Source organism: Gordonia sp. (in: high G+C Gram-positive bacteria), assembly GCF_049647785.1.
Classification (GTDB): Bacteria; Actinomycetota; Actinomycetes; order Mycobacteriales; family Mycobacteriaceae; genus Gordonia.
In genome coordinates this window covers 191,726-211,618 of record NZ_JBARYI010000078.1, presented here as the reverse complement: position 1 = coordinate 211,618, position 19,893 = coordinate 191,726, and the positions used below count along the sequence as shown (strand labels likewise).

Sequence of the window (19,893 nt, the reverse complement as noted above, 5' to 3'; positions counted from 1 at the left end):
CCGCCCATCCGTTCTCGACACCAGCCGGAGTGCCATTTTGATCGTGGTATTGATCGCACTGTTCCTCAGCGCGCTCGCTTCGCCACCGATCATTAAGGCCCTGGGCTCCCGCGGCTTCTACGTTCTCGCACTCGCCCCGGCCGCAGGTTTGGCATGGGTGGCCACGCATTGGCCCACACCGGGCCAACCCCGCGTAGAGACCGTCGAGTGGATCCCCAGCCTGAGCATGGATATCGTGCTGCGGTTCGACACCCTCGCCGCCGTGATGTCCGTCCTGATCCTCGGTGTCGGCACCCTCGTTCTGATCTACTGCGCGAACTACTTCGACGAGATGCGACGACGTGTCTCAGTTTTCGGCGGCGAACTCGTCGCCTTCGCCGGCGCCATGTTCGGCCTCGTCGTCAGCGATAACACGCTGGTCATGTACGTTTTCTGGGAAGCCACGACGGTCCTGTCATTTATGCTCGTCGGCTTCTACGGTGTCCGCGCCACGTCCCGGCGGGCCGCCACGCAAGCCCTGCTCGTCACCACTTTCGGCGGACTGGCAATGCTCGTCGGCCTCATCATGCTCGGCGAACGAACCGGCAGTTACCTGCTCTCCGACCTCGTCGCCAACCCGCCCGCCGCCGGGATATTCGTCGACGTTGCCGTCGTACTGATTCTGATTGGCGCGCTATCGAAGTCGGCCATCGTGCCGTTCCACTTCTGGCTCCCCGGCGCGATGGCCGCCCCGACGCCGGTCAGCGCCTACTTGCACGCCGCGGCCATGGTGAAGGCCGGCGTCTACCTGGTGGCCCGCCTGGCACCGGCGTTCGCACCGTTGATCAGTTGGCAGGTCCTTGTTATCGGCCTCGGTTTAATGACGATGCTGATTGGCGGCTGGCGTTCCCTCCGCGAACTCGACCTCAAGCTGATCCTCGCCTTTGGCACCGTCTCCCAACTCGGCTTCATCGTCGTGCTCGTCGGTATCGGCGACGCCAACGTTGCGATGGCTGGCCTGGCGATGGTGGTCGCGCACGCTATGTTCAAGGCCTGCCTGTTCATGGTCGTCGGCATCATCGATCACTCCACCGGAACCCGCGACATTCGTCAGTTGGCCCGACTTGGACACCGGCTACCACTCCTCGCCACCATCGCAGCGGTGGCCGGGGCCAGCATGGCCGGACTGCCGTTCACACTCGGGTTTGTCGGCAAGGAGACCGCGTTCGCCAGCGTCTGGGACACCGAGGCCCTACCGCCGACCGTGCGGCATCTGGTCACCATCGTGCTGCTGATCGGCTCGGTCATCACCTTCGCCTACACCACCCGCTTCCTGTGGGGCGCGTTTGGCCGGAAGGTGCGCAGGCTCCCCACCCGCGCCGTCGCCCAGCTTGAGCAGCCGACTCCGATGTTCCTGGTGCCACCGGCCGTGTTGTCGGCGGCAGGCGTGGTCGCAGCGGTTGCCGCCGGATGGGTCGGCGGACTGTTCGAGCCGTACGCTCAGACGCTTCCCGCCTACGGCCACGACCTGGAACACCTCGCGCAGTGGCACGGGTTCGGCCTGCCGGTCGTTTTCTCGATCATCGTGGTTGTCGCGGGCACCGCCCTGTTCCTTATCTTGCGGAAGCTGCGCGCCCACATCTTCGTTCATCCGCCGCGCCTCAATGCCGACCGGATCTACGACCGCACGCTCCGATCCGCCGACAGCATGTCGCTGTGGGTTACGCGAAACACGCAGCGCGGTTCCCTACCCATTACGCAGGGCGTCATCCTGACCACCGCCGTGCTGCTCCCGATTGCTGCCCTCTTCCTCGGCCGCAGGCAGACCTTACACATTCGGGGCTTCGACACTTCCGAAGAGATCGTCATTGGTCTGTTGATGGCTGCCGCAGCCATCGCCACCGCGGTCCTCCGCAACCGTCTCGCAGGTCTGCTAACCCTCGGCCTCACCGGCTACGGCTGCGGTGCCCTCTTCGCCATGTATGGCGCCCCCGACCTCGCGCTAACCCAGTTTTTGGTCGAGAGCCTGACGCTGGTGGTGTTTGTGCTGGTCTTGCGTAAGCTCCCGTCCGAGGCATCGTCGGCGATGAAGACCGGTCACCGTACCGTCCGCATCATCATCTCGGTCGCCTTCGGCGCGATGCTCGTGGTGATCGGCCTGTATGCCTCCGCTGCTCGCTCCGTCGAACCACTGCACGTGTACCTATCCGACGCAGCGTACGAGTTCGGTCACGGTGCCAACGCCGTCAACGTCCTGCTTGTCGACATCCGCGCCTGGGACACCCTTGGCGAAGTGTCGGTGCTGATCGTTGCGGCGACCGGTGTCGCGTCCATGTTGTTCCGCAATCGCCGGTTCGGCTTGGTCCCGCGGGCGACCGAGTCGGCGCTCGCCGAACGCCGCAACGACGACGACTTCAGCAACTCCCGCACCACCTGGCTGCGCGGCAGCGAGATGCGCGACCCTTCGCAGCGCTCGCTGATCTTGGAAGCGACAACCCGCCTCGTGTTCCCGACGCTGGTGGTCCTGTCGGTCTACTTCTTCTTTGCCGGTCACAATGCGCCGGGCGGCGGATTTGCCGGCGGCCTTGTGATGGGCCTGGCGTTGGTGCTGCGGTACTTGGCTGGCGGACGCTACGAACTCGGCGAAGCGATCCGCGTCGAAGCCGGCACCATCCTCGGAGCCGGCCTGGCTATCTCGGCTTCAACCGCGGCCACGTCGTTGTTCCTCGGGGCACCGGCCCTCTCGTCCGCGGTCTTCAAGATGACGCTGCCGATCTTCGGTGACGTAAAACTGGTGACCGCCCTGTTCTTCGACCTCGGCATCTACCTCATTGTGGTTGGCCTGGTCCTCGATATTCTCCGGAGCCTCGGCGCTCGTCTCGACGAACCCGACGATGACGCGGGCGATGACGATGACGCGGGCGAAAGCCCCGATGCCCCCGCCACCGAGACAGCGGAGGTGCAGTGATGGCCGTGAACCTCGGACTCCTCATACTCATCGGCGTCATGGCGTCGGCGGGCGTCTACCTGCTGACCGAACGCAGTCTGGTCCGCATGCTGTTTGGGCTCCTGCTCGTCGGCAACTCATTGAACCTGCTGATCATCATTTTGGCTGGTGAGCCGGGTCATCCGCCGATTCGCGGACGAGAGTCGACCGGCCAGAGCTTTGACGCCGACCCCCTCGCCCAAGGCATGGTGCTGACGGCAATCGTGATCACCCTCGGCATCGCAGCGTTCATCTTGGCCCTGACCTACCGGCTGTTCCAGATCAATCAGCAGGCCGACGCCGAACTGCCGCCGGGCAGCGAAATGCCCGCCGATGACGAACTCGGCGACGATGAGGAAGACATCAAGATCGCGACGTCCACGCCGGAATTGTTCCCCGACCGCGACCGCAGCGACGACCCCCAGACCGGGGCAGACACGGTGGTTGGCGACCTGTTCGACAAGTACGGCAACCCGCTGACACCGGATCAATTCATCGCCGCACACATCAACGTCCACGAACCGGACCTCATGCCAGAGGACGCGCACGTGCTCGACGACCTCCCCGATGACGGCGACGAAATGCCGACTGACCCCGATGACACCGACCCTGCGGACCCCGCCAACCCGGGGGTGATTCGATGATCCCGAATCCCTCCTGGATTTCCGTCCTCATCGTGCTGCCGACATTGGTACCGCTGCTTGCCGCCGCGGTGACCCTCCTCGCTGCGCGCAGCCCCCACCTGCAGCGGCTCGTCAGCGTCGGTGCCATCGCCATCGCGCTGACGGCGTCGTCCCTGATGTTGTTCCTCACCAGAGAAAACGGCACCTTCGCGGTGAATATCGGGGGCTGGGGCGACCGCGGCTTGGCGGGCACCCCGCTCGGCATCACCTTGGTCGTCGACCGGCTCGCCGCGCTCATGCTGGTGATCTCGTTGATCGTGCTCCTGTGCGTCGTTGTCTACGCCATCGGACAGGGCATCCGGGACGGCACCACCGAACAGCCGGTGTCGATCTTCCTGCCGAGCTACTTGATCCTGACCGCTGGCGTCTGCAACTCATTCCTCGCTGGCGACCTGTTCAACCTTTACGTGTCATTCGAGGTGCTCCTCGCCGCGAGCTTCGTTCTGCTGACGCTTGGCGCTTCCGCCGACCGGGTCCGCGCGGGTGCGTCGTACATCATGGTGTCGATGGTGTCGTCGCTGATCTTCTTGGCGGGCATCGCTTTCGCCTACTCGACGACCGGCACCCTCAACCTCGCTGAGATGGCCGTCCGGCTCGACGACGTACCGTCCGGCACGCGCAACGCCCTGTACGCCGTCCTGCTGGTGGCGTTCGGCATTAAGGCCGCGGTGTTCCCGCTGTCGACGTGGCTACCGGACTCGTATCCGACGGCACCGGCACCCGTCACCGCCGTGTTCGCGGGTTTGCTCACCAAAGTTGGCGTGTATGCGCTGATCCGCACGCATAGCTTGCTGTTCCCCGGCGGGTCCATGGACAACGTCCTAATGATCGCTGGCCTACTGACCATGCTGATAGGTATCTTCGGTGCGATAGCGCAGTCGGACATCAAACGACTGTTGTCGTTCACGTTGGTGAGCCATATCGGCTACATGGTCTTCGGTATCGCCGTCGGATCCGCCCTGTCAACCTCGGCCGCCATCTTCTACGTCGCCCACCACATCCTGGTGCAGACCACCCTGTTCTTGGTCGTCGGGCTCATCGAACGACAAGCCGGATCGTCGTCGTTGCGACGGCTCGGCGGCCTCATCGCCAGCCCGCTGCTGGCCGCACTCTTCCTCATCCCCGCCCTCAATCTCGGCGGCATCCCGCCGTTCTCCGGGTTCATCGGCAAGGTCGCGCTCCTTGAGGCTGGCGCGCAGGACGGCTCGGTACTCGCCTGGCTGCTGGTTGCCGGATCGGTCATCACCAGCCTGTTGACCCTGTACGTGATGGCCCGCATTTGGACGAAGGCCTTTTGGCGGGCCCGCGCCGACGCCCCCGAGGGCGACCTCGCATCGAGTACCGCCTCCGCGCTCATTGAAGAGGGCACCGACGTCCAGCTCGCCGAGCGCGAGGATGTCGGACGGATGCCCATCGCGATGGTCGTTCCTACCATGGCGATGGTGGCCGCCGGACTGGCCCTCACCGTCTGGGGCGGACCCATGTTTGCCTTCACCGGCGACGCCGCCGACGGCGTCATCAACCGGGAGCACTACATCCAATCGGTACTGCACGAGCCCGTGGGAGGACAGCGATGAGCAACACGCCATTCCCCGATCGCCCGCACGTCAAACCGGTTAACAAGGGGCCGGTCGCCGCCTTCTTCACCAACCTGTGGCGCGTCGCCTTCCTCGTCGTTGCCTCGACTGTCATCCGTGTCTACGCATGGCTCAACGACCATCTGCGCGCCCCGCAGTGGTCGGGCGGCTCACTCCGGGGACTGGCCCTCCGACTGTGGGGCTTCGCCTGGCTGACCTTTGTTTGGGTGCTGCTGTGGGGCGACATCACCTGGGGCAACATCATCATGGGCGCGGTGATCGCGGCCCTGGTGATGGTCCTGTTGCCGCTGCCGCGAGTGCCCGTCGAAGGTCGATTCCATATTCTGTCGGCGCTCAAACTCGCCGCCACCTTGATCGTCAACTTCTTTATCTCCAGCGCCCAGGTCGCGTGGGCGTCAATCAAACCGGGCCCACCGCCACTCGGTGCAGTCGTGCGAGTGCATGTGGCCATCAAGTCCGACCTCGTGCTGACCTTGGCGGTCGACTACATCAACTTGGTTCCGGGAACCATGGTCGTCGAGATCGATCAGGCCGCCCGGATGCTGTACATCCATGTCTTTGACGTCCGCAAACGTAGCTCGATCGACGAATTCTTTAAGCAGATGGCCTACGTCGAGCGGCAGTTCATCAAGACCTTCGAACGTGACGACGAGTGGCGTCCCAGCCCGTTCCACGGCATCGACGACGACTACCATCACGTACCGTTCGCCGACCGCAAACGCGTGGCGGACGCCGAACGTGCACGAAAGGAGTCCCGATGACCATCGTCTGGGCCATCAGTGCCTGCATGATTCTCACGGCCGTCTTGCTGACCGGCTACCGCACTCTCCGCGGCCCCTCGACCCTCGATCGTCTGGTCGGCGTCGACGCCATCATTGCCCTCGCAACATGCGGCCTCGCCGTGTGGGTGGCGTACACGCTGGATACGACGGTCGTGCCGGCCATCGTCGCCCTGAGTTTGGTCGGCTTCCTCGGTTCGATTGCCGTTGCCCGCTTCCGAGTCCGGGACGATCAGCAATGATCCGCGACGTGATCGCCGCCGTCTTCATTCTGAGCGGTTCGCTGCTGGCGTTAACTGCGGCCATCGGGATCGTCCGATTCCCCGACACCCTCAGCCGCATGCACGCGGCGACGAAGCCGCAAACGTTCGGCATGATCCTCGTACTGATGGGGACATACATCAAGCTCGACGGCCACCCCGACGGCGGCATGCTCGTCTTGACCGGTCTCTTTACGCTCATCACCGCACCCGTCGTCGCCCAACGCGTGGGCCGACTGGTCTACCGCGAGCAGTCGCTCGGGGAGAGTGTCCTCGACGAGGACGAATTGGCCGACGGCCGATAGCCACAGCTACGACAGTTCGTTGACCACAGAGTCGACGACCGCGTTAAGGTCACCCGTTTCGGCGAAGACCCGCTGCTGCCGCTGGTAGCTAGCGCCGCCAGCGATGATGTCGGCGATCCCGCCCAGTTCTTCCAGGCAGCCCAACGACGCGGCCACCGGTTCCAGCCGAACCAGAAGGTCGGCGAGGTCGTCGGTGACGAGGCGTTCGGAGCAGTCGGCGTCCTGAATGATGATCGCGTCCAGGCCGTAGCGAGCGGCGCGCCACTTATTCTCTTGAACCAGCCACGGGGCCATGTGCGGGAGGGTCTCTCCGGCGGTCAGACGGCGATCCAAGTCGACGATAAGGCAGTGGGTCAGCGCAACAATCGACGCCAGTTCCCGACGGTTCGACACACCGTCGCACACCCGGACCTCAATGGTTCCCAAGTGTGGCGACGGTCGGATATCCCACCGCACTTCGTTGAGGTGGTCGATGATGCCAGTCTTCTTCTGATCGTGAATGAAGTGCTCGAACTCGCTCCACTGCTGGAACTGGAAGGGCAGCCCGGCCGTCGGCAACTGCTGAAACATCATGGCGCGATTGCTTGCGTAACCGGTGGAGCGACCAACCCACATCGGCGACGATGCCGACACCGCCAGCAGGTGCGGGTAGTACTTCAGCAGCGACGAGATGATCGGCAGCACCTTCCTGCCGTCATCGATCCCGACGTGCACGTGCACGCCCCAGATCAACATTTGTCGACCCCACCACTGGGTGCGTTCGATGAGTTCCGCGTACCGGTGCCCCTCCGACAACTGCTGCGCAGACCATTCCGCAAATGGGTGGGTACCGGCTCCGAACAGGTCGACGCCGATCTCGTCACCGATCTCGCGGACAATCTCGAGCGAGCCGCCGAGATCGTCCATCGCTTCACCAACCGTGTGACAGATCCCGGTCACCAACTCAACGGTGTTGCGGAGCAACTCCCGATGGATCTTTCCGGTCCCCTTCCCACCGTCGCAGCCAGTACGGACGTCGATGAGCCGGAAAAGATCGTCGGCGGCATTCCTCAGGTCACGGGTGGTCTTGTCGACCAGGGCCAGTTCCCATTCGACGCCAAGAGTCGGTCCCGCAGAGCCGTTGAAGACGATCTCTGCCGGAATCGTCACCAATTGGTCCCCCCGATTGCTAACTAGCGGGTCTGCGAGATGATGCCGCAGGCCACGCGGGGAGCATCAGCACCGTCTTCAGCGACGTCGTGCAAGATCAATGCCTTGCCGCGAATCTCCTGCACGGTGAAGGCATCGGTGGTGTAGGTACCGGTGGCGGTGCCGTTCTTGAGGACGTTCATGTTCATCAGGTCGCCGGTTTCGGGCATTGCCGTACGACCCGGTGCCTGGTAGTGACCGCCCGCTGAGGTGAAGTTAGTCGACGCCTCACACTTGCCGACCGTGTGGATGTGCAGACCGTGAACACCGGGCTTAACTCCCGAGACGCGCGCCGAAACCTGCACGGCGTCGTCCTCCTGGGTGAAGCTCACGAATCCAACGCGGTTGCCCTCTTTGTCGAAGAGGGTGGTCGCGCCAGCCTGCGCGGTATTGGGAATGCCGTCGGCATTCACCACTTCGCCCGGCACCACTTGGTCGCCGGTGACAACGGCCGGCGTCGTGCCGGGAACGTCGGTTGCGTGCTCGTTGGGGGTGCAAGCTGCGAGGGCGAGGGCTGCGCCGCCAGCCGCCGCGAGTACCGCAACGACTCGGACAGTCGAAGCGCGGTTGCTGCTACGGACGGTCATGTGTGCTCCTTTTACGTCGGCTGGCACTTCGGCTGGCTGGGCTTGAGCCTGCCGCGAGAGTTGCCGTATTCACCATGTGTTGTTCGTTATTACTCGTCAATGATTATGACCGGTCCACCCGGCTCGCGTGCTACCGGCTCACCACGACGACCGCAATCGCACCGGGGCAGCGAGTGAATTGGTCCGGCCGAGCGGTCAACGCTGCCCCACCCGGAACTGATTCGGCGACCTTTTTGGCTTCCGCCTCCTGGTCTGCGGTGTAGAAAATGGTGTTCTCGGTGATGCTTGCGCTCGCGAGGTTCGCCTTTTCGCCAACCTTGTATCCCGCGCTGGTCAAAGCGTCACCGACCTCGCCTGCCAACCCGGTGATCGATCCGGCGTTAAGCACGCAGAGTTCGGTGGCGTTGGGATCAACGGTGGGGCTGGGACTGGTGGTGGCGGTATCGCTGGCTGCGGCGGTTGGCGATCCGGCACTGGCTTCCGCCGAAGCTTGCGAACTCTCTGCAGCGATGAGCCCGGCGTCGGGAGCGTTGTCTTTGAGGGTCAGCTGGTGGATGCCAAGCCCAAGGCAGACGACCGCAATCGCCAGCAGCAACATGGCACCCGCGCGCAGCGGCAGTCGGTTGGTTTCACGATCAGCATTCATCACCGCAACTCTAACCCACCGCACTCATGGGATATCGAAGGCTGGTGTGAGTATTAGGTGATGTCGAAGCCGAGACGCCGCGCGGCACGCGCCTTCTGGCGAGACGCTCGGAGCCTACGCAACCGCTTGACGAGCATCGGGTCGGCGGCGAGAGCTTCCGGACGGTCGACGAGCGCACCAAGTACCTGGTAGTAGCGGGTTGCCGACAAGTTAAAGAGTTCTTTGATGGCGTCTTCTTTTGAGCCGGCGAACTTCCACCACTGGCGCTCAAAGTTGAGGATCTCCCGCTCACGCCGGGAGAGGCCGTCGGCACCGACCTCATGCGGGTCGACACCCTCGTCACTGACGTTGCCGACAGCTGTGGGGTCACCCTTTGGGCTACGCGCAGTTGCGCCGTCCATTTCGCTCCTCAAACAGCCGAACCTTGATCTACACCCCAACCACCACCGGAGCTCCGCACGAGGCGAATAACATTGGTGTGGTTCCGTCCAACATCTAACCACGATGACGTGGCGAACCCTCGACGGCGCACCGCAGCCAACGCCGGTGTGTCGCGAAGTAGAATACTCAGCCATGGCAATTCTCCCGATCTGCATCATCGGCGAACCGGTCCTTCACCAGCCGACGAGCCCGGTGGAACTCGACGCTGACGGCAAGCCGTCCGCCGAGATCATCACCCTGCTCGACGACATGTACGACACGATGGCCGCCGCCAACGGTGTCGGCCTTGCTGGCAACCAGGTGGGCCAGGGTTTGCGACTGTTCGTGTACGACTGCCCCGACGGAGCGACGCGACGTCGCGGCGAGGTCATCAACCCCGTGTTGACGACGTCGGAGATCCCCGAGACCATGCCCGACCCGGACGATAACGACGAAGGTTGCCTGTCGGTGCCGGGTGAAGGGTTCCCGACCGGTCGCGCCGACTGGGCCAAGGTCGTCGGAACCGACCGCAATGGGGACGCCGTCGAAATTGAGGGCAATGGCTTCTTTGCTCGCATGCTGCAGCACGAGACCGGCCACTTGGACGGCTTCTTGTACGTGGACGTCCTAGTCGGACGCAATGCGCGCGCAGCAAAGAAGGCCATCAAGCGCAACGGCTGGGGTCGGCCTGGACTGTCGTGGCTGCCCGGTGCTGGCGTCGACCCCTTCGGGCACGACGACTAGCCATGCCTTCCGCGAGCGGCAGTCACCAACCGGCGATCGGTGATCGCGTCGTCATCCGGTATCGACTGGGCGACGACGCTCCCGCAGATTGGCGTGGGGCCCCAAATCCGCAACCGGCACGGGGTCATCCGACGCAGTCCGACATCACCGGCATTCTCCGTGACCGCTCCGACACCGCCGTGTTCATCGAGCGCGATGGCGAAACCCATCGGCTCGCCCTCGCGGCTATCTCGTCGATCCGACTGCTGTCGCGCCGGGTCGTTCGAAATTCGGAGATCCGGGACGTCGAGCGTGCACTGATGGAGGCCGCATCGACTGACGCGCGCGAAGTGATCGACGGATGGCTACTGACCGCGGCTGGCCCCAACCTGCGCTCCGGGGTGGCGGCACCGGTCGAATTCGGGTCGACGGCAGCGGGTCTGGGACCTGCCCTCGCCTGGCTCACCGACCACGACCTGGCACCTCGACTGATGGTGGCCGACCGCCTGTTGCGCAGTTCCGCGTTGGGGGCCGCGCCTCGCGCGTCCATTGCGTACGAGGTACTCGTCGGTCCCGAACCCGACCGAGACACACCCGCCGGCGAGTGGGCCCTCATTTCACCGGGGGTAGCTGCGGCGACCGTCCCCGCTTTCGACGGTGCCGCGCGCGATGCGTGGCGCGCTCTCGGGTTCGAGTTGCATCACACCTGCCGTTTGCTGACGATGTAGCGTCCACGCAATGACATACGGTGGAGGCGATGTCGAATTCCAACCCCACCGACGCCGACGGCGCGCCCGACCTAACCAAACGACGAACCTTTGCGGCAATTCTGGCCGTGGTATTGCTTCTGGCGGTCGTCGCACTGACCTGGTGGATCGACGGACGGGACGGCCCCGATTCCGAAGCTGCGACGTCGACGACGAGTGCTTCGTCAGCCGCTCCGGCACCCGCTGGAGCCGCAACACCGAAGCCCACGCGGCCAGCCACCGCCTCCAAGGCTCCGAAGAAGACGTCGTCGACCGCTACCCCGGCGCCGAGCAAGCAGATACCCGCGCGGGTACTGAACACCTTGGCACTGGTGGATGCCGGTCGATGGCCGGAGGCCGCGAATGCGCCCGGGACGCGCGGCGGCGACACCTTCCGCAACAACGAGCGCAACCTTCCGGTCAAAGACTCCAGCGGGCGTCGGATCACGTACCGGGAGTGGGACGTGAATCCGAAGCAGCGAGGCCGCGGCCGCGACGCCGAACGCATCGTGACCAGCAGCGACGGTTCAGCCTGGTACACCAAGGACCATTACAAGAGCTTCATCCTGATCAGAGGACCGGCCGCATGAACCTCGAATTTCCCCCCGGCGCCTTGACCGGCCCCGGCCCGGCTACCGTTCTGGCAGTCGGATCGATCAGCACCTACCGGACCGGTGCCGTCGCCCGGCGACTTCCCGGCGCCAAAATGGCGACCATGCCAGGGATGTACGAGGCATTTGCCTCCGCGTGGGACTTCCCGTCGCACTTCGGCGCCAATAAGGACGCGTTCGACGATTCCATTCGCGATCTACCGACAGGCATGCACACGCCGACCGGCGCGGTCGCAACCGGCTACCTCACCGTGATCGAAGCCGCTGACAAGTTCCTCGCGGCGGCGAATGCCGATGATTTCGCATGGTTCGCGACATCGGTCGACTTTTGGCGCGAGCACTACCGCAGTGAGCAACTGGGGTTCGGGCTTGTTTTGCTTGCTGACTCGACAACGGCGGGTGATCTCGTCGCCCGACGATGGGAGGCCGCTGACGCGCCCCTCTTGCGGCTACGGCAAGATTGACGCATGCGCCTGGCGACGTGGAACGTGAACTCGATCCGCGCCCGATCCGAGCAGGTCGTGGCATGGATGAATCGGCACGCTATCGACGTGCTGGCAATGCAGGAAACTAAGTGCACCAACGACGAGTTCCCGGTGATGAGTTTCATCGCGCACGGATACGACGTCGCCTTCCACGGGACCAGCGGCTACAACGGCGTCGCCATTGCTTCACGTCTCGGAGTGCACGAGGTTCACAACGGCTTCGACGGTGAGCCGACCTACAACGGCGAGATACAGGCGCGCGCCATGTCGGCGACGTGCGGCGGGGTGCGAGTTTGGAGCCTGTACGTGCCCAACGGCCGTGAGCCCGGGCACCCGCATCTGCAGTACAAGCTCGATTGGCTGGGTGCCCTCGCGGATGTGACCAGTCTGGAACTGACGCACGATCCCGCAGCGCAGATTGCCCTGCTCGGTGACTGGAACGTGGCACCCACGGATGAGGATGTGTGGGATCCGGAGTACTTCCAGGGTCGCACTCATACGAGTGAGATAGAACGTGCCGCCTTCACGAAGTTCATCGACCATGGATTCGTCGACAGCGCGGCCCCGTACACGCCGGGCCCAAGGACGTTCACGTTCTGGGACTACCAAGCCGGTCGGTTTGCCCGCAACGAGGGCATGCGCATCGATTTCGGTTTGTGCTCACCAGCATTGAACAACCGCATACACGACGCCTTCATTGATCGAGAAGTTCGCGCCACCCAGGGTGCCAGCGACCATGCGCCCGTCGTCTTCGACGTCAGCGCCCTCACCTTGTAAGCGAGTTTCACTAGGCGGGTGCCATTGCCACCATGCCGGGATGACTGTCCAAAAAGTGTCTGGTAAACGAGCAGATCGGCCGCACTTTGAGGTTGTTCTCTCGCATGTACGACATTGCGCTGCCCGTCAGTCGGGTCGCAAGTCCGTGTCCGCTGTATTCGTCGTAGAGAACGGTATGCAGGATGGTGACCACATCTCCCTGCGGACCCTTGTCGATGCGATAACCGAGGACACCGACGAGATCGCCAGCCACCCAGAGTTCGAACCGCTCACGGTCAGGGTTGTGCGAGACCTGAGATATCTGTTGCAGCAGCGAACGCGCCGATTGCGTCGGCTGAGCATGACGGTGCTTCCGGTACATATAGCCTCCTGTGACTCGCATCACAAGCCTATGGTTGGACAAATAGAGATGCAAGTCACATCAGTCACATGCGCATCACGATATGCCTTCGATCCGGCACCTGAGTAGGGTGGTGAGCGCCCCATCCGCGGGCGCAAATTTCATACGCGGGGGCTCCCACGAAACCGGGGGCTGAGATGACGACAGGCGGTCGTCGACCGCCTGAACCTGTCCGGATAATGCCGGCGTAGGGAGAAAAGTCATGGCCGACATGTCGAAAAAAACTGTTACCTGTGGACCCATCCAAGGCTCCACCAAGCACTATCTCGACGTCGACGGCATGGCCGTCCCGCAGCGTCGCGTCAACCTCACCAATGGTGATCACCTCGACCTTTACGACACCTCCGGCCCCTACACCGATAATTCGGCAACCATCGATCTGGATGCCGGTTTAGCAAAAACCCGTGACCACTGGGTTCGTCCAGAACCGGTGCTGATTCCGGCCAACCCCGAACGTGGGACAGCCGCACACACCGCATCAACACAGTTGGCGTGGGCCCGCGAAGGCATCGTCACCCCGGAGATGAAGTTCATCGCCGCGCGCGAAGGCGTCGACCCCGAGCTGGTCCGCAGCGAGGTCGCCCGAGGTCGGGCAGTGATTCCGGCCAACCATCGGCACCCCGAATCCGAGCCGATGATCATCGGCAAGGCCTTCGCGGTCAAGGTGAACGCCAACATCGGCAACTCGGCAGTCACCTCGTCGATCGCCGAAGAGGTGGAAAAGATGGTGTGGGCGGCCCGCTGGGGCGCGGACACCATCATGGACCTCTCAACCGGCAAAGACATCCACCTCACGCGCGAGTGGATCATGCGGAACTCACCGGTTCCCGTCGGCACAGTCCCGATCTACCAGGCGCTCGAGAAGGTCAACGGCGATCCCACCAAGCTGACGTGGGAACTATATCGCGACACCGTCATCGAGCAGGCCGAGCAGGGCGTCGACTACATGACCGTGCATGCTGGCGTGCTGCTGCGCTACGTGCCGCTCACCGCCAAGCGGGTCACTGGCATCGTCTCGCGCGGTGGGTCGATAATGGCGGCGTGGTGCCTGGCCCATCACACCGAGTCATTCCTCTACACGCACTTCGACGAACTGTGCGAGATCCTCGCCCGCTACGACATCACCTTCTCCCTCGGTGACGGTCTGCGTCCGGGGTCTATCGCCGACGCGAACGACGAGGCACAGTTCGCCGAACTCCGCACGCTCGGCGAACTGACGGCCATCGCGAAAGCGCACGGTGTGCAGGTAATGATCGAGGGCCCCGGTCACGTTCCGATGCACAAGATCGTCGAGAACGTCCGGCTCGAGGAAGAACTGTGCGACGAAGCGCCGTTCTACACCCTGGGTCCGCTCGCCACCGACATTGCGCCAGCGTACGACCACATCACCTCGGCGATCGGTGCGGCGATGATCGCCCAGGCGGGAACGGCGATGCTCTGCTACGTCACGCCGAAGGAGCACCTTGGCCTCCCGAACCGCGACGACGTGAAGGTCGGCGTTATTACCTACAAGATCGCTGCACACGCCGCCGACCTGGCGAAGCAGCATCCGCGGGCGCAAGAGCGCGACGATGCTCTCAGTAAGGCCCGCTTTGAATTCCGCTGGACCGACCAGTTCAACTTGTCTCTTGACCCCGACACCGCCCGCGAGTATCACGACGAGACGATGCCCGCCGAGCCGGCTAAAACCGCCCACTTCTGTTCGATGTGCGGACCCAAGTTCTGCTCAATGCGTATTTCCGCGGACGTCCGCACATACGCCGAGGAGCACGGATTGGTGACGCAAGACGATATCGACGCCCGCCTCGCCGAGGAGATGGCCGCAAAGTCGGCCGAGTTCACCGCCTCGGGCAACCGCGTTTACCTACCGATCGACGAGGCGGTGAGCACGCCGTGACGTACCCGTCGCTCCCGCTCGCTGCACCCGGCACCACCCCGGTGCGGGTGCTAACTGTCGCAGGCTCCGACTCCGGTGGCGGCGCGGGAATCCAAGCTGACCTGCGGACTTTCGCGATGCTCGGTCTACACGGATGTGTCGCCATTACAGCGGTGACCGTCCAGAACTCGACGGGTGTCACCGAGTTCGCCGAGATTGATCCGACGATCGTCGCCGCGCAGATGCGGTCGGTGGTTTCCGACATCGGCGTTTCGGCGGCCAAGACTGGCATGTTGGCTTCCGCGCCAATCATCACCGCGATCGCCGACGCGGCAGTCGACTTGGGTATCGGCCGTGATGGTGCGATACCGCTGGTCGTCGACCCGGTTTCGGCATCGATGCACGGAGATCCCCTGCTGGCCGCCGATGCCCTCGGGGCACTCACGACGCAGTTGTTTCCGCTTGCGACGGTCGTGACGCCCAACCTCGACGAGGTGCGACTGCTGACGGGGATCGACGTCGTCGACGATGCCACGCAGCGGGCGGCCGCCGTCGCACTGCACGCGATGGGTCCCCGCTGGGCGCTGGTGAAGGGCGGGCATCTGCGAGGTAGCGACCTCAGCCCGGATCTGCTGTACGACGGCACCGACTTCCATCAGTTTCCCGCCCCGCGGATCAACACCCCGCACGATCACGGGGCCGGCGACACTTTGGCCGCCGCTATCGTCGGAGCGCTCGGCCACGGCTACTCGGTACCGGATGCCGTTGCTTTCGCCAAACGCTGGGTCACGCGAGGCCTCGCTGCCGCCTACCCTTTGGGTGCAGGCCATGGCCCCGTCAACCCGCTCTGGCGCCTCGCCCCCTCAACCCCCTAACATCCCCCTTTTCTGTCACGATTCGACCAAGCCGTCACCAAACGTCTCGATCGGTGACGGTTTGGTCACCGGCACGACCGTCAGATGTGACAGGAAAGGGACGAAAACCCCGCGTAAATAGCACGCCGCCCGGATCATCTCGCGATGATCCGGGCGGCGTGCTTAGTTCTTAGCGTCTAGCCGTGGACGCGGTGGCGGTACTCAACCGGGCCGACGCCGTAACGCGTCTTGAAACGGTTGCGGAAGGTCGCCACGGTCGGGAAGCCCGACGAGAATGCGATGCTGCTGATCGAAGCCATCGGGCTCTGGACCAACATTTCGTGTGCGGTCTGCAGGCGACGATCGGCGATGCGGCTGGCCAGCGAGTTGTCGCAGCTTTCGAAGTAGCGGTACAGTTGACGGCGCGACAGGTGCAGGTGCTCTGCGATCACGTCGGGCGAGAAGCTCGAATCCCGGTGGTGACGGTCGATCAGATCTGCTGCGGCTTCCTGAACAAACAGCGCGTTGTCTTCCATCGCCGCTGGCGAACCCTCGAGCTCCGACAAGGCGGCGACAAGAAGGTCGACGGCGGCCTGCTCGGAAACGTTTGCTGCTGCCGACGTCGACTTGAGGGCCGAAGTCTCGGCGGCAAAGCGACGGACGAAGACTGCAGCCGCCCGTGCGAGCGGAGTGTTGGCGGCGACGGGACGCTGGAGGCGTTCGGCGACATGGCGGTGCTTGCCGAGTCGGCTGAACGGGATCAGCATGCCCGAGGGGTCGGAGACCGCCGTCGAGACAATGCTGTACGGGGCAGCATTGTTGACGAACACCAGGTCACCGGGGCCGTAGGTGGACTCCCGGCCACCCTGACGAATGATGGACTGGCCACGCATGCCGCTCACGCTCACCAGGAGCGCGTCGGAGGGATCCATTCGGACGCGAGCCGCAGTGCGTTCCAGAACCATTGCTGGCTGGAGCGCACAGTAGGTGGCGATCGACGACAAGCCCGCCGCGAAACGCATTGCGTGGAATGAATCCGGCTCGGCGACGCGGACGTCAACCGTCGGAGAGTAAGTGGTGGTTCCCGCAGATCCGGTGAACCGGTCGGGACGAAGCCGGGTGGGGGCGTTTCCAACTCCGAGTCGAGCTTCCCACTCCGCGACTGCGCGCGGGGTGAGTCGCGTTGCCAGAGGCGCGCGACTAGCAGCAGAGGAGGCGACGGGACGTGCTTTGGGCATGGTTGTAACAGGGGACATAAAAGACCTTCTACGCATGGGGGACATGACGAGATGGGCCTGGCTTTGGGAGGGAGCCTTGCGTTCTCATCTGACATCCTGACACACCAAATGCCGCTCTGTCGAACGATTCACAACAAACCTTCATAGTTCGATTGGGTCACACTTATCTCGTTGGACCACAATCGCGGGTCACCAAGATGCACGCTCTCGAAATGCCCCCCGACGTGCCGGAAGTACCGGTAGGGCGCGCAAATCAGCCCCGATCCACGCGGTACTGTGCATAAATAGCGCGGAGACCCCGCCCAAATTTTTCCTCCGAGGAGAGCCTGTGACTCAGCCGCCGAACGACGGCACCGCGAATACGCCAACGGGCGATCCGCAGTACCCGGCCGAGTATTCCGCCGTCCCCGCCGGACAAGCCGCCTACTCGGGCTACACGACAGGCAACCCTGCGCCGCAGATGTATGCGCAGCAGTCCCAGACATCGAACTCCCCCGAGGGCGACGATTCGGAAACAACCGCCACTGCCGTCGCCGCCGAGACCGCTGCGGTTCGTCGATGGCGAATCATCACGACGATCGCCTGCGCAGCGGCTGCTCTGGTCATCGTCAGTTTCTTCGCGATCGACGCGCTGCGCCCAGCTAAAGCCAGTACACCAGTCACCGAGACCATGACGACGACCACCACCGAGGTCTCCTCCGACCCCACCACGCTGACGAAAACCTCCACGGTCACCAAGTCGCAAACGCAAACCGAACGGAACACCGCCACGGTTACCGACACGGTCACCAATACGCAGACCGAAACCAGGACTAAAACGGTCGAGGTTCCGGGACCCACCGTGACAGAGACTGTCGCACCTTCCGAGTAGGCCTGCCATCACAAAGCCGCCGGGTGAATCTCATTGATTCGCCCGGCGGCTTTGTTAGTTGTTTCCGATACCGAAACTGGCTATGAAACCCAGTTGACGTTGAACGGGTAAAGGTTGTCGGCTGGCTCACCGCGGCGGGCGCAGTCCTGAACCTTGATCGCGGCCATGATCTGCAGAACGAACAGATAGATCGAGATACCGAAGATCACCAACGAAAACAGGAGGCTGACAGCCGGCGACAGCGAACCGCCCCCGACAAGGACGATGAGCATCATGATGACCCATGCACCGAACCCGACCAACGTACGAAGGATCTGGAAGTTGAGGTTCGCGGCCGCGTAACTGCGCGTAATCGCCGGAACCTTGTCCTTATCCATGAAGTAGAAGATCACTGCGGGGAGCCAAGAGAAGAAGGCTGACAGCCAGAAGTTGATCGACAGGTTGGTCGTCACGTCGCCGTTCTGACCGAAGGCCTGCTGGTAGCCCGGCTGGCCGTACTGTTGCTGACCGTACTGCGGTTGGCCCGGCTGACTCGGCTGGCCGTACTGCGGTTGGCCTGGCTGACTCGGCTGGCCGTACTGCGGTTGGCCTGGCTGGCCCGGCTGACCGTACTGCGGCTGACCGTACTGCGGTTGACCTGGCTGACCGTACTGCGGTTGACCTGGCTGGCCCGGCTGACCGTACTGCGGCTGACCCGGCTGCCCGCCGTCGCCGTTCTGGCCGGGAATTGGTGCGTTCATGAAACCCCTCGTTTGCCTGTAGCGGACTCGCGGAAGTGCTGTCGACTTGCGGTCCACCCTATGGTGGCTTTGCTTGTCAGACAACGATCTTGCGACGAATAGCTGACCCTTCGACGTCTCGCTCTAGCCCAGCTTTCGCAACTTCGGCACCACATCGGCGGTGAACGCCTCCAGGAACCGCCGCTGATCGTGTCCGGGGTTGTGGAACACCAGGTGGTTGAGGCCGGCATCGATGTACGTCTTGATCTGCTCGACGGCATCGTCGGCGTCCGAAGCCACGATCCACCGCTTCGCGACCTGCTCGATCGGCAGTTCGTCGGCGAGTCGTTCCATCTCCACCGACGAGTTCACCGAGTGCTTCTGTTCCGGCGTTAACGACAGCGGTGCCCAGAATCGGGTGTTCTCGAGGGCCTTCTGCGGGTCGGGGTCGTAGGAGATCTTGATTTCGATCATCCGGTCGATGTCGTCGAACTGGCGCTCAGCCTTCTCCGCACCTTCCTTGACGGCCGGGATCAGCTTCTCCGTGTAGAGGTCCATGCCCTTGCCCGAGGTGCAGATGAAGCCGTCACCGGCACGACCGGCGTACCGCGCGACGACGGGACCGCCAGCAGCGATATAGACGGGTACTGGGTTGGCGGGAATGTCGTACATGTACGCGCCCTGGGTGCGGTAGTAGTCGCCCTCAAAGTCGACCTTCTCGCCGGTCCACAGTTCACGCATGAGGCGGACGGACTCGCGCAGGCGCGCGAAGCGCTCCTTGAAGTCGGGCCATTCGCCGGTGAATCCCGTGGCGTACTCATTGAGAGCTTCGCCGGTGCCAACACCCAGCATTACGCGCTCGGGGTACAGGCAACTCATGGTCGCGAAAGCCTGAGCCACGACAGCCGGGTTGTAGCGGAACGTCGGCGTCATCACCGACGTACCCATCTGGACGCGCTTGGTCCGCTCACCGACAGCAGCCATCCAGGCCAGCGAGAACGGTGCGTGACCGCCGTTGTGCCGCCACGGCTGAAAGTGATCGCTGACGGTCACCGAGTCGAGACCGAACTCCTCGGCCATCACCCCAACCTCCACGAGTTCGCGGGGGTCGAACTGTTCTGCTGATGCCTTGAGTCCGAGCTTCAACGGTGCTGCCATAAGT

Annotated in this window: 22 protein-coding genes and 1 riboswitch; of the genes, 14 read left to right on the top strand and 8 right to left on the bottom strand. The window is 63.6% G+C overall.

Going from position 1 to position 19,893, the window contains the following annotated elements; translation table 11 throughout:
* Positions 1–37 precede the first annotated feature (37 nt).
* The 6 genes from WBA38_RS12920 to mnhG are packed head-to-tail and all read left to right on the top strand — an operon-like array spanning position 38 to position 6,590.
* The gene (locus WBA38_RS12920; RefSeq protein ID WP_424294765.1) at positions 38–2,947 is read left to right on the top strand and encodes a Na+/H+ antiporter subunit A; all 2,910 of its coding nucleotides are present in this window, start codon (positions 38–40) and stop codon (positions 2,945–2,947) included.
* Positions 2,947–3,609 (top strand): Na(+)/H(+) antiporter subunit C, encoded by a 663-nt coding sequence (locus tag WBA38_RS12915; protein WP_424294764.1) that lies wholly within the window; start codon positions 2,947–2,949, stop codon positions 3,607–3,609. Before WBA38_RS12920 ends, WBA38_RS12915 begins: the two co-directional genes overlap by 1 nt.
* A complete protein-coding gene (locus tag WBA38_RS12910) occupies positions 3,606–5,225 on the top strand; it encodes a Na+/H+ antiporter subunit D (RefSeq protein ID WP_424294762.1) in 1,620 nt (539 codons plus the stop codon). Before WBA38_RS12915 ends, WBA38_RS12910 begins: the two co-directional genes overlap by 4 nt.
* Positions 5,222–6,007 (top strand): Na+/H+ antiporter subunit E, encoded by a 786-nt coding sequence (locus WBA38_RS12905; RefSeq protein ID WP_424294760.1) that lies wholly within the window; start codon positions 5,222–5,224, stop codon positions 6,005–6,007. The genes WBA38_RS12910 and WBA38_RS12905 overlap by 4 nt, the downstream gene beginning before the upstream one ends.
* The gene (locus tag WBA38_RS12900; protein WP_424294758.1) at positions 6,004–6,267 is read left to right on the top strand and encodes a monovalent cation/H+ antiporter complex subunit F; all 264 of its coding nucleotides are present in this window, start codon (positions 6,004–6,006) and stop codon (positions 6,265–6,267) included. Before WBA38_RS12905 ends, WBA38_RS12900 begins: the two co-directional genes overlap by 4 nt.
* Positions 6,264–6,590: a monovalent cation/H(+) antiporter subunit G gene (gene mnhG, locus WBA38_RS12895; RefSeq protein ID WP_424294757.1), complete on the top strand. Its 327-nt coding sequence runs from the start codon at positions 6,264–6,266 to the stop codon at positions 6,588–6,590. The genes WBA38_RS12900 and mnhG overlap by 4 nt, the downstream gene beginning before the upstream one ends.
* 6 nt (positions 6,591–6,596) lie before the next feature.
* On the opposite strand, the gene WBA38_RS12890 is transcribed toward mnhG, so the two are convergent.
* The 4 genes from WBA38_RS12890 to WBA38_RS12875 all read right to left on the bottom strand — a co-directional run bounded on the left by WBA38_RS12890 (position 6,597) and on the right by WBA38_RS12875 (position 9,412).
* A complete protein-coding gene (locus WBA38_RS12890; RefSeq protein ID WP_424294756.1) occupies positions 6,597–7,739 on the bottom strand; it encodes a glutamate--cysteine ligase in 1,143 nt (380 codons plus the stop codon).
* Between the two features lie 23 nt (positions 7,740–7,762).
* On the bottom strand, positions 7,763–8,365 hold the full coding sequence (locus WBA38_RS12885; RefSeq protein WP_424294754.1) for a superoxide dismutase family protein: 603 nt from the start codon (positions 8,363–8,365) through the stop codon (positions 7,763–7,765).
* Between the two features lie 130 nt (positions 8,366–8,495).
* Positions 8,496–9,011, bottom strand: coding sequence for a LytR C-terminal domain-containing protein (locus WBA38_RS12880; protein WP_424294753.1), 516 nt, complete (start codon positions 9,009–9,011; stop codon positions 8,496–8,498).
* Between the two features lie 53 nt (positions 9,012–9,064).
* The gene (locus WBA38_RS12875; RefSeq protein WP_424294751.1) at positions 9,065–9,412 is read right to left on the bottom strand and encodes a DUF3263 domain-containing protein; all 348 of its coding nucleotides are present in this window, start codon (positions 9,410–9,412) and stop codon (positions 9,065–9,067) included.
* 172 nt (positions 9,413–9,584) lie between these two features.
* Here WBA38_RS12875 and WBA38_RS12870 point away from each other — a divergent pair, with 172 nt between their 5' ends.
* The 5 genes from WBA38_RS12870 to WBA38_RS12850 are packed head-to-tail and all read left to right on the top strand — an operon-like array spanning position 9,585 to position 12,773.
* Positions 9,585–10,175 carry a peptide deformylase gene (locus tag WBA38_RS12870; protein ID WP_424294749.1) on the top strand — a complete coding sequence of 197 codons (591 nt, stop codon included), beginning with the start codon at positions 9,585–9,587 and terminating at the stop codon, positions 10,173–10,175.
* A 2-nt stretch (positions 10,176–10,177) separates the two neighbouring features.
* A complete protein-coding gene (locus WBA38_RS12865; RefSeq protein WP_424294748.1) occupies positions 10,178–10,882 on the top strand; it encodes a GNAT family N-acetyltransferase, cg3035/Rv0428c family in 705 nt (234 codons plus the stop codon).
* Between the two features lie 29 nt (positions 10,883–10,911).
* Complete coding sequence (locus WBA38_RS12860; RefSeq protein ID WP_424294746.1) at positions 10,912–11,490, top strand: ribonuclease domain-containing protein; 579 nt, start codon at positions 10,912–10,914, stop codon at positions 11,488–11,490.
* Positions 11,487–11,975: a barstar family protein gene (locus tag WBA38_RS12855; protein WP_424294744.1), complete on the top strand. Its 489-nt coding sequence runs from the start codon at positions 11,487–11,489 to the stop codon at positions 11,973–11,975. Before WBA38_RS12860 ends, WBA38_RS12855 begins: the two co-directional genes overlap by 4 nt.
* A 3-nt stretch (positions 11,976–11,978) precedes the next feature.
* Entirely contained in the window at positions 11,979–12,773 is a 795-nt protein-coding gene (locus WBA38_RS12850; protein WP_424294742.1) for an exodeoxyribonuclease III, read from the top strand.
* Positions 12,774–12,783: 10 nt separating this feature from the next.
* Here WBA38_RS12850 and WBA38_RS12845 read toward each other — a convergent pair whose 3' ends face one another.
* Complete coding sequence (locus WBA38_RS12845; protein WP_424294740.1) at positions 12,784–13,134, bottom strand: GNAT family N-acetyltransferase; 351 nt, start codon at positions 13,132–13,134, stop codon at positions 12,784–12,786.
* Between the two features lie 136 nt (positions 13,135–13,270).
* Positions 13,271–13,385: riboswitch (TPP riboswitch) on the top strand.
* Between WBA38_RS12845 and thiC the strand changes: the two genes are divergently transcribed.
* The gene (thiC, locus tag WBA38_RS12840) at positions 13,376–15,070 is read left to right on the top strand and encodes a phosphomethylpyrimidine synthase ThiC (protein WP_424294738.1); all 1,695 of its coding nucleotides are present in this window, start codon (positions 13,376–13,378) and stop codon (positions 15,068–15,070) included. Its footprint overlaps the riboswitch before it by 10 nt.
* Positions 15,067–15,924, top strand: a complete 858-nt coding sequence (gene thiD, locus WBA38_RS12835) for a bifunctional hydroxymethylpyrimidine kinase/phosphomethylpyrimidine kinase (RefSeq protein ID WP_424322857.1) — start codon at positions 15,067–15,069, stop codon at positions 15,922–15,924. Before thiC ends, thiD begins: the two co-directional genes overlap by 4 nt.
* Before the next feature lie 176 nt (positions 15,925–16,100).
* On the opposite strand, the gene WBA38_RS12830 is transcribed toward thiD, so the two are convergent.
* On the bottom strand, positions 16,101–17,159 hold the full coding sequence (locus tag WBA38_RS12830; protein WP_424293355.1) for a helix-turn-helix domain-containing protein: 1,059 nt from the start codon (positions 17,157–17,159) through the stop codon (positions 16,101–16,103).
* A gap of 310 nt (positions 17,160–17,469) precedes the next feature.
* On the opposite strand from WBA38_RS12830, the gene WBA38_RS12825 reads away from it, so the two are divergent.
* Positions 17,470–18,012 (top strand): hypothetical protein, encoded by a 543-nt coding sequence (locus WBA38_RS12825; protein ID WP_424293354.1) that lies wholly within the window; start codon positions 17,470–17,472, stop codon positions 18,010–18,012.
* 80 nt (positions 18,013–18,092) lie between these two features.
* On the opposite strand, the gene WBA38_RS12820 is transcribed toward WBA38_RS12825, so the two are convergent.
* Both WBA38_RS12820 and fgd read right to left on the bottom strand, forming a co-directional pair.
* A complete protein-coding gene (locus tag WBA38_RS12820; protein ID WP_424293353.1) occupies positions 18,093–18,752 on the bottom strand; it encodes a DUF4870 domain-containing protein in 660 nt (219 codons plus the stop codon).
* Between the two features lie 123 nt (positions 18,753–18,875).
* The gene (gene fgd, locus WBA38_RS12815) at positions 18,876–19,889 is read right to left on the bottom strand and encodes a glucose-6-phosphate dehydrogenase (coenzyme-F420) (protein WP_424293352.1); all 1,014 of its coding nucleotides are present in this window, start codon (positions 19,887–19,889) and stop codon (positions 18,876–18,878) included.
* Positions 19,890–19,893 lie beyond the last annotated feature (4 nt).

Bases quoted from the DNA above. Each gene is read 5' to 3' on its own strand.
- WBA38_RS12915 (WP_424294764.1), top strand. From the start codon at position 2,947: ATGGCCGTGAACCTCGGACTCCTCATACTCATCGGCGTCATGGCGTCG.
- WBA38_RS12910 (WP_424294762.1), top strand. From the start codon at position 3,606: ATGATCCCGAATCCCTCCTGGATTTCCGTCCTCATCGTGCTGCCGACA.
- WBA38_RS12905 (WP_424294760.1), top strand. From the start codon at position 5,222: ATGAGCAACACGCCATTCCCCGATCGCCCGCACGTCAAACCGGTTAAC.
- WBA38_RS12900 (WP_424294758.1), top strand. From the start codon at position 6,004: ATGACCATCGTCTGGGCCATCAGTGCCTGCATGATTCTCACGGCCGTC.
- mnhG (WP_424294757.1), top strand. From the start codon at position 6,264: ATGATCCGCGACGTGATCGCCGCCGTCTTCATTCTGAGCGGTTCGCTG.
- WBA38_RS12885 (WP_424294754.1), bottom strand. From the start codon at position 8,365: ATGACCGTCCGTAGCAGCAACCGCGCTTCGACTGTCCGAGTCGTTGCG.
- WBA38_RS12880 (WP_424294753.1), bottom strand. From the start codon at position 9,011: ATGAATGCTGATCGTGAAACCAACCGACTGCCGCTGCGCGCGGGTGCC.
- WBA38_RS12875 (WP_424294751.1), bottom strand. From the start codon at position 9,412: ATGGACGGCGCAACTGCGCGTAGCCCAAAGGGTGACCCCACAGCTGTC.
- WBA38_RS12870 (WP_424294749.1), top strand. From the start codon at position 9,585: ATGGCAATTCTCCCGATCTGCATCATCGGCGAACCGGTCCTTCACCAG.
- WBA38_RS12865 (WP_424294748.1), top strand. From the start codon at position 10,178: ATGCCTTCCGCGAGCGGCAGTCACCAACCGGCGATCGGTGATCGCGTC.
- WBA38_RS12860 (WP_424294746.1), top strand. From the start codon at position 10,912: ATGTCGAATTCCAACCCCACCGACGCCGACGGCGCGCCCGACCTAACC.
- WBA38_RS12855 (WP_424294744.1), top strand. From the start codon at position 11,487: ATGAACCTCGAATTTCCCCCCGGCGCCTTGACCGGCCCCGGCCCGGCT.
- WBA38_RS12850 (WP_424294742.1), top strand. From the start codon at position 11,979: ATGCGCCTGGCGACGTGGAACGTGAACTCGATCCGCGCCCGATCCGAG.
- WBA38_RS12845 (WP_424294740.1), bottom strand. From the start codon at position 13,134: ATGTACCGGAAGCACCGTCATGCTCAGCCGACGCAATCGGCGCGTTCG.
- thiC (WP_424294738.1), top strand. From the start codon at position 13,376: ATGGCCGACATGTCGAAAAAAACTGTTACCTGTGGACCCATCCAAGGC.
- WBA38_RS12830 (WP_424293355.1), bottom strand. From the start codon at position 17,159: ATGTCCCCTGTTACAACCATGCCCAAAGCACGTCCCGTCGCCTCCTCT.
- WBA38_RS12820 (WP_424293353.1), bottom strand. From the start codon at position 18,752: ATGAACGCACCAATTCCCGGCCAGAACGGCGACGGCGGGCAGCCGGGT.
- fgd (WP_424293352.1), bottom strand. From the start codon at position 19,889: ATGGCAGCACCGTTGAAGCTCGGACTCAAGGCATCAGCAGAACAGTTC.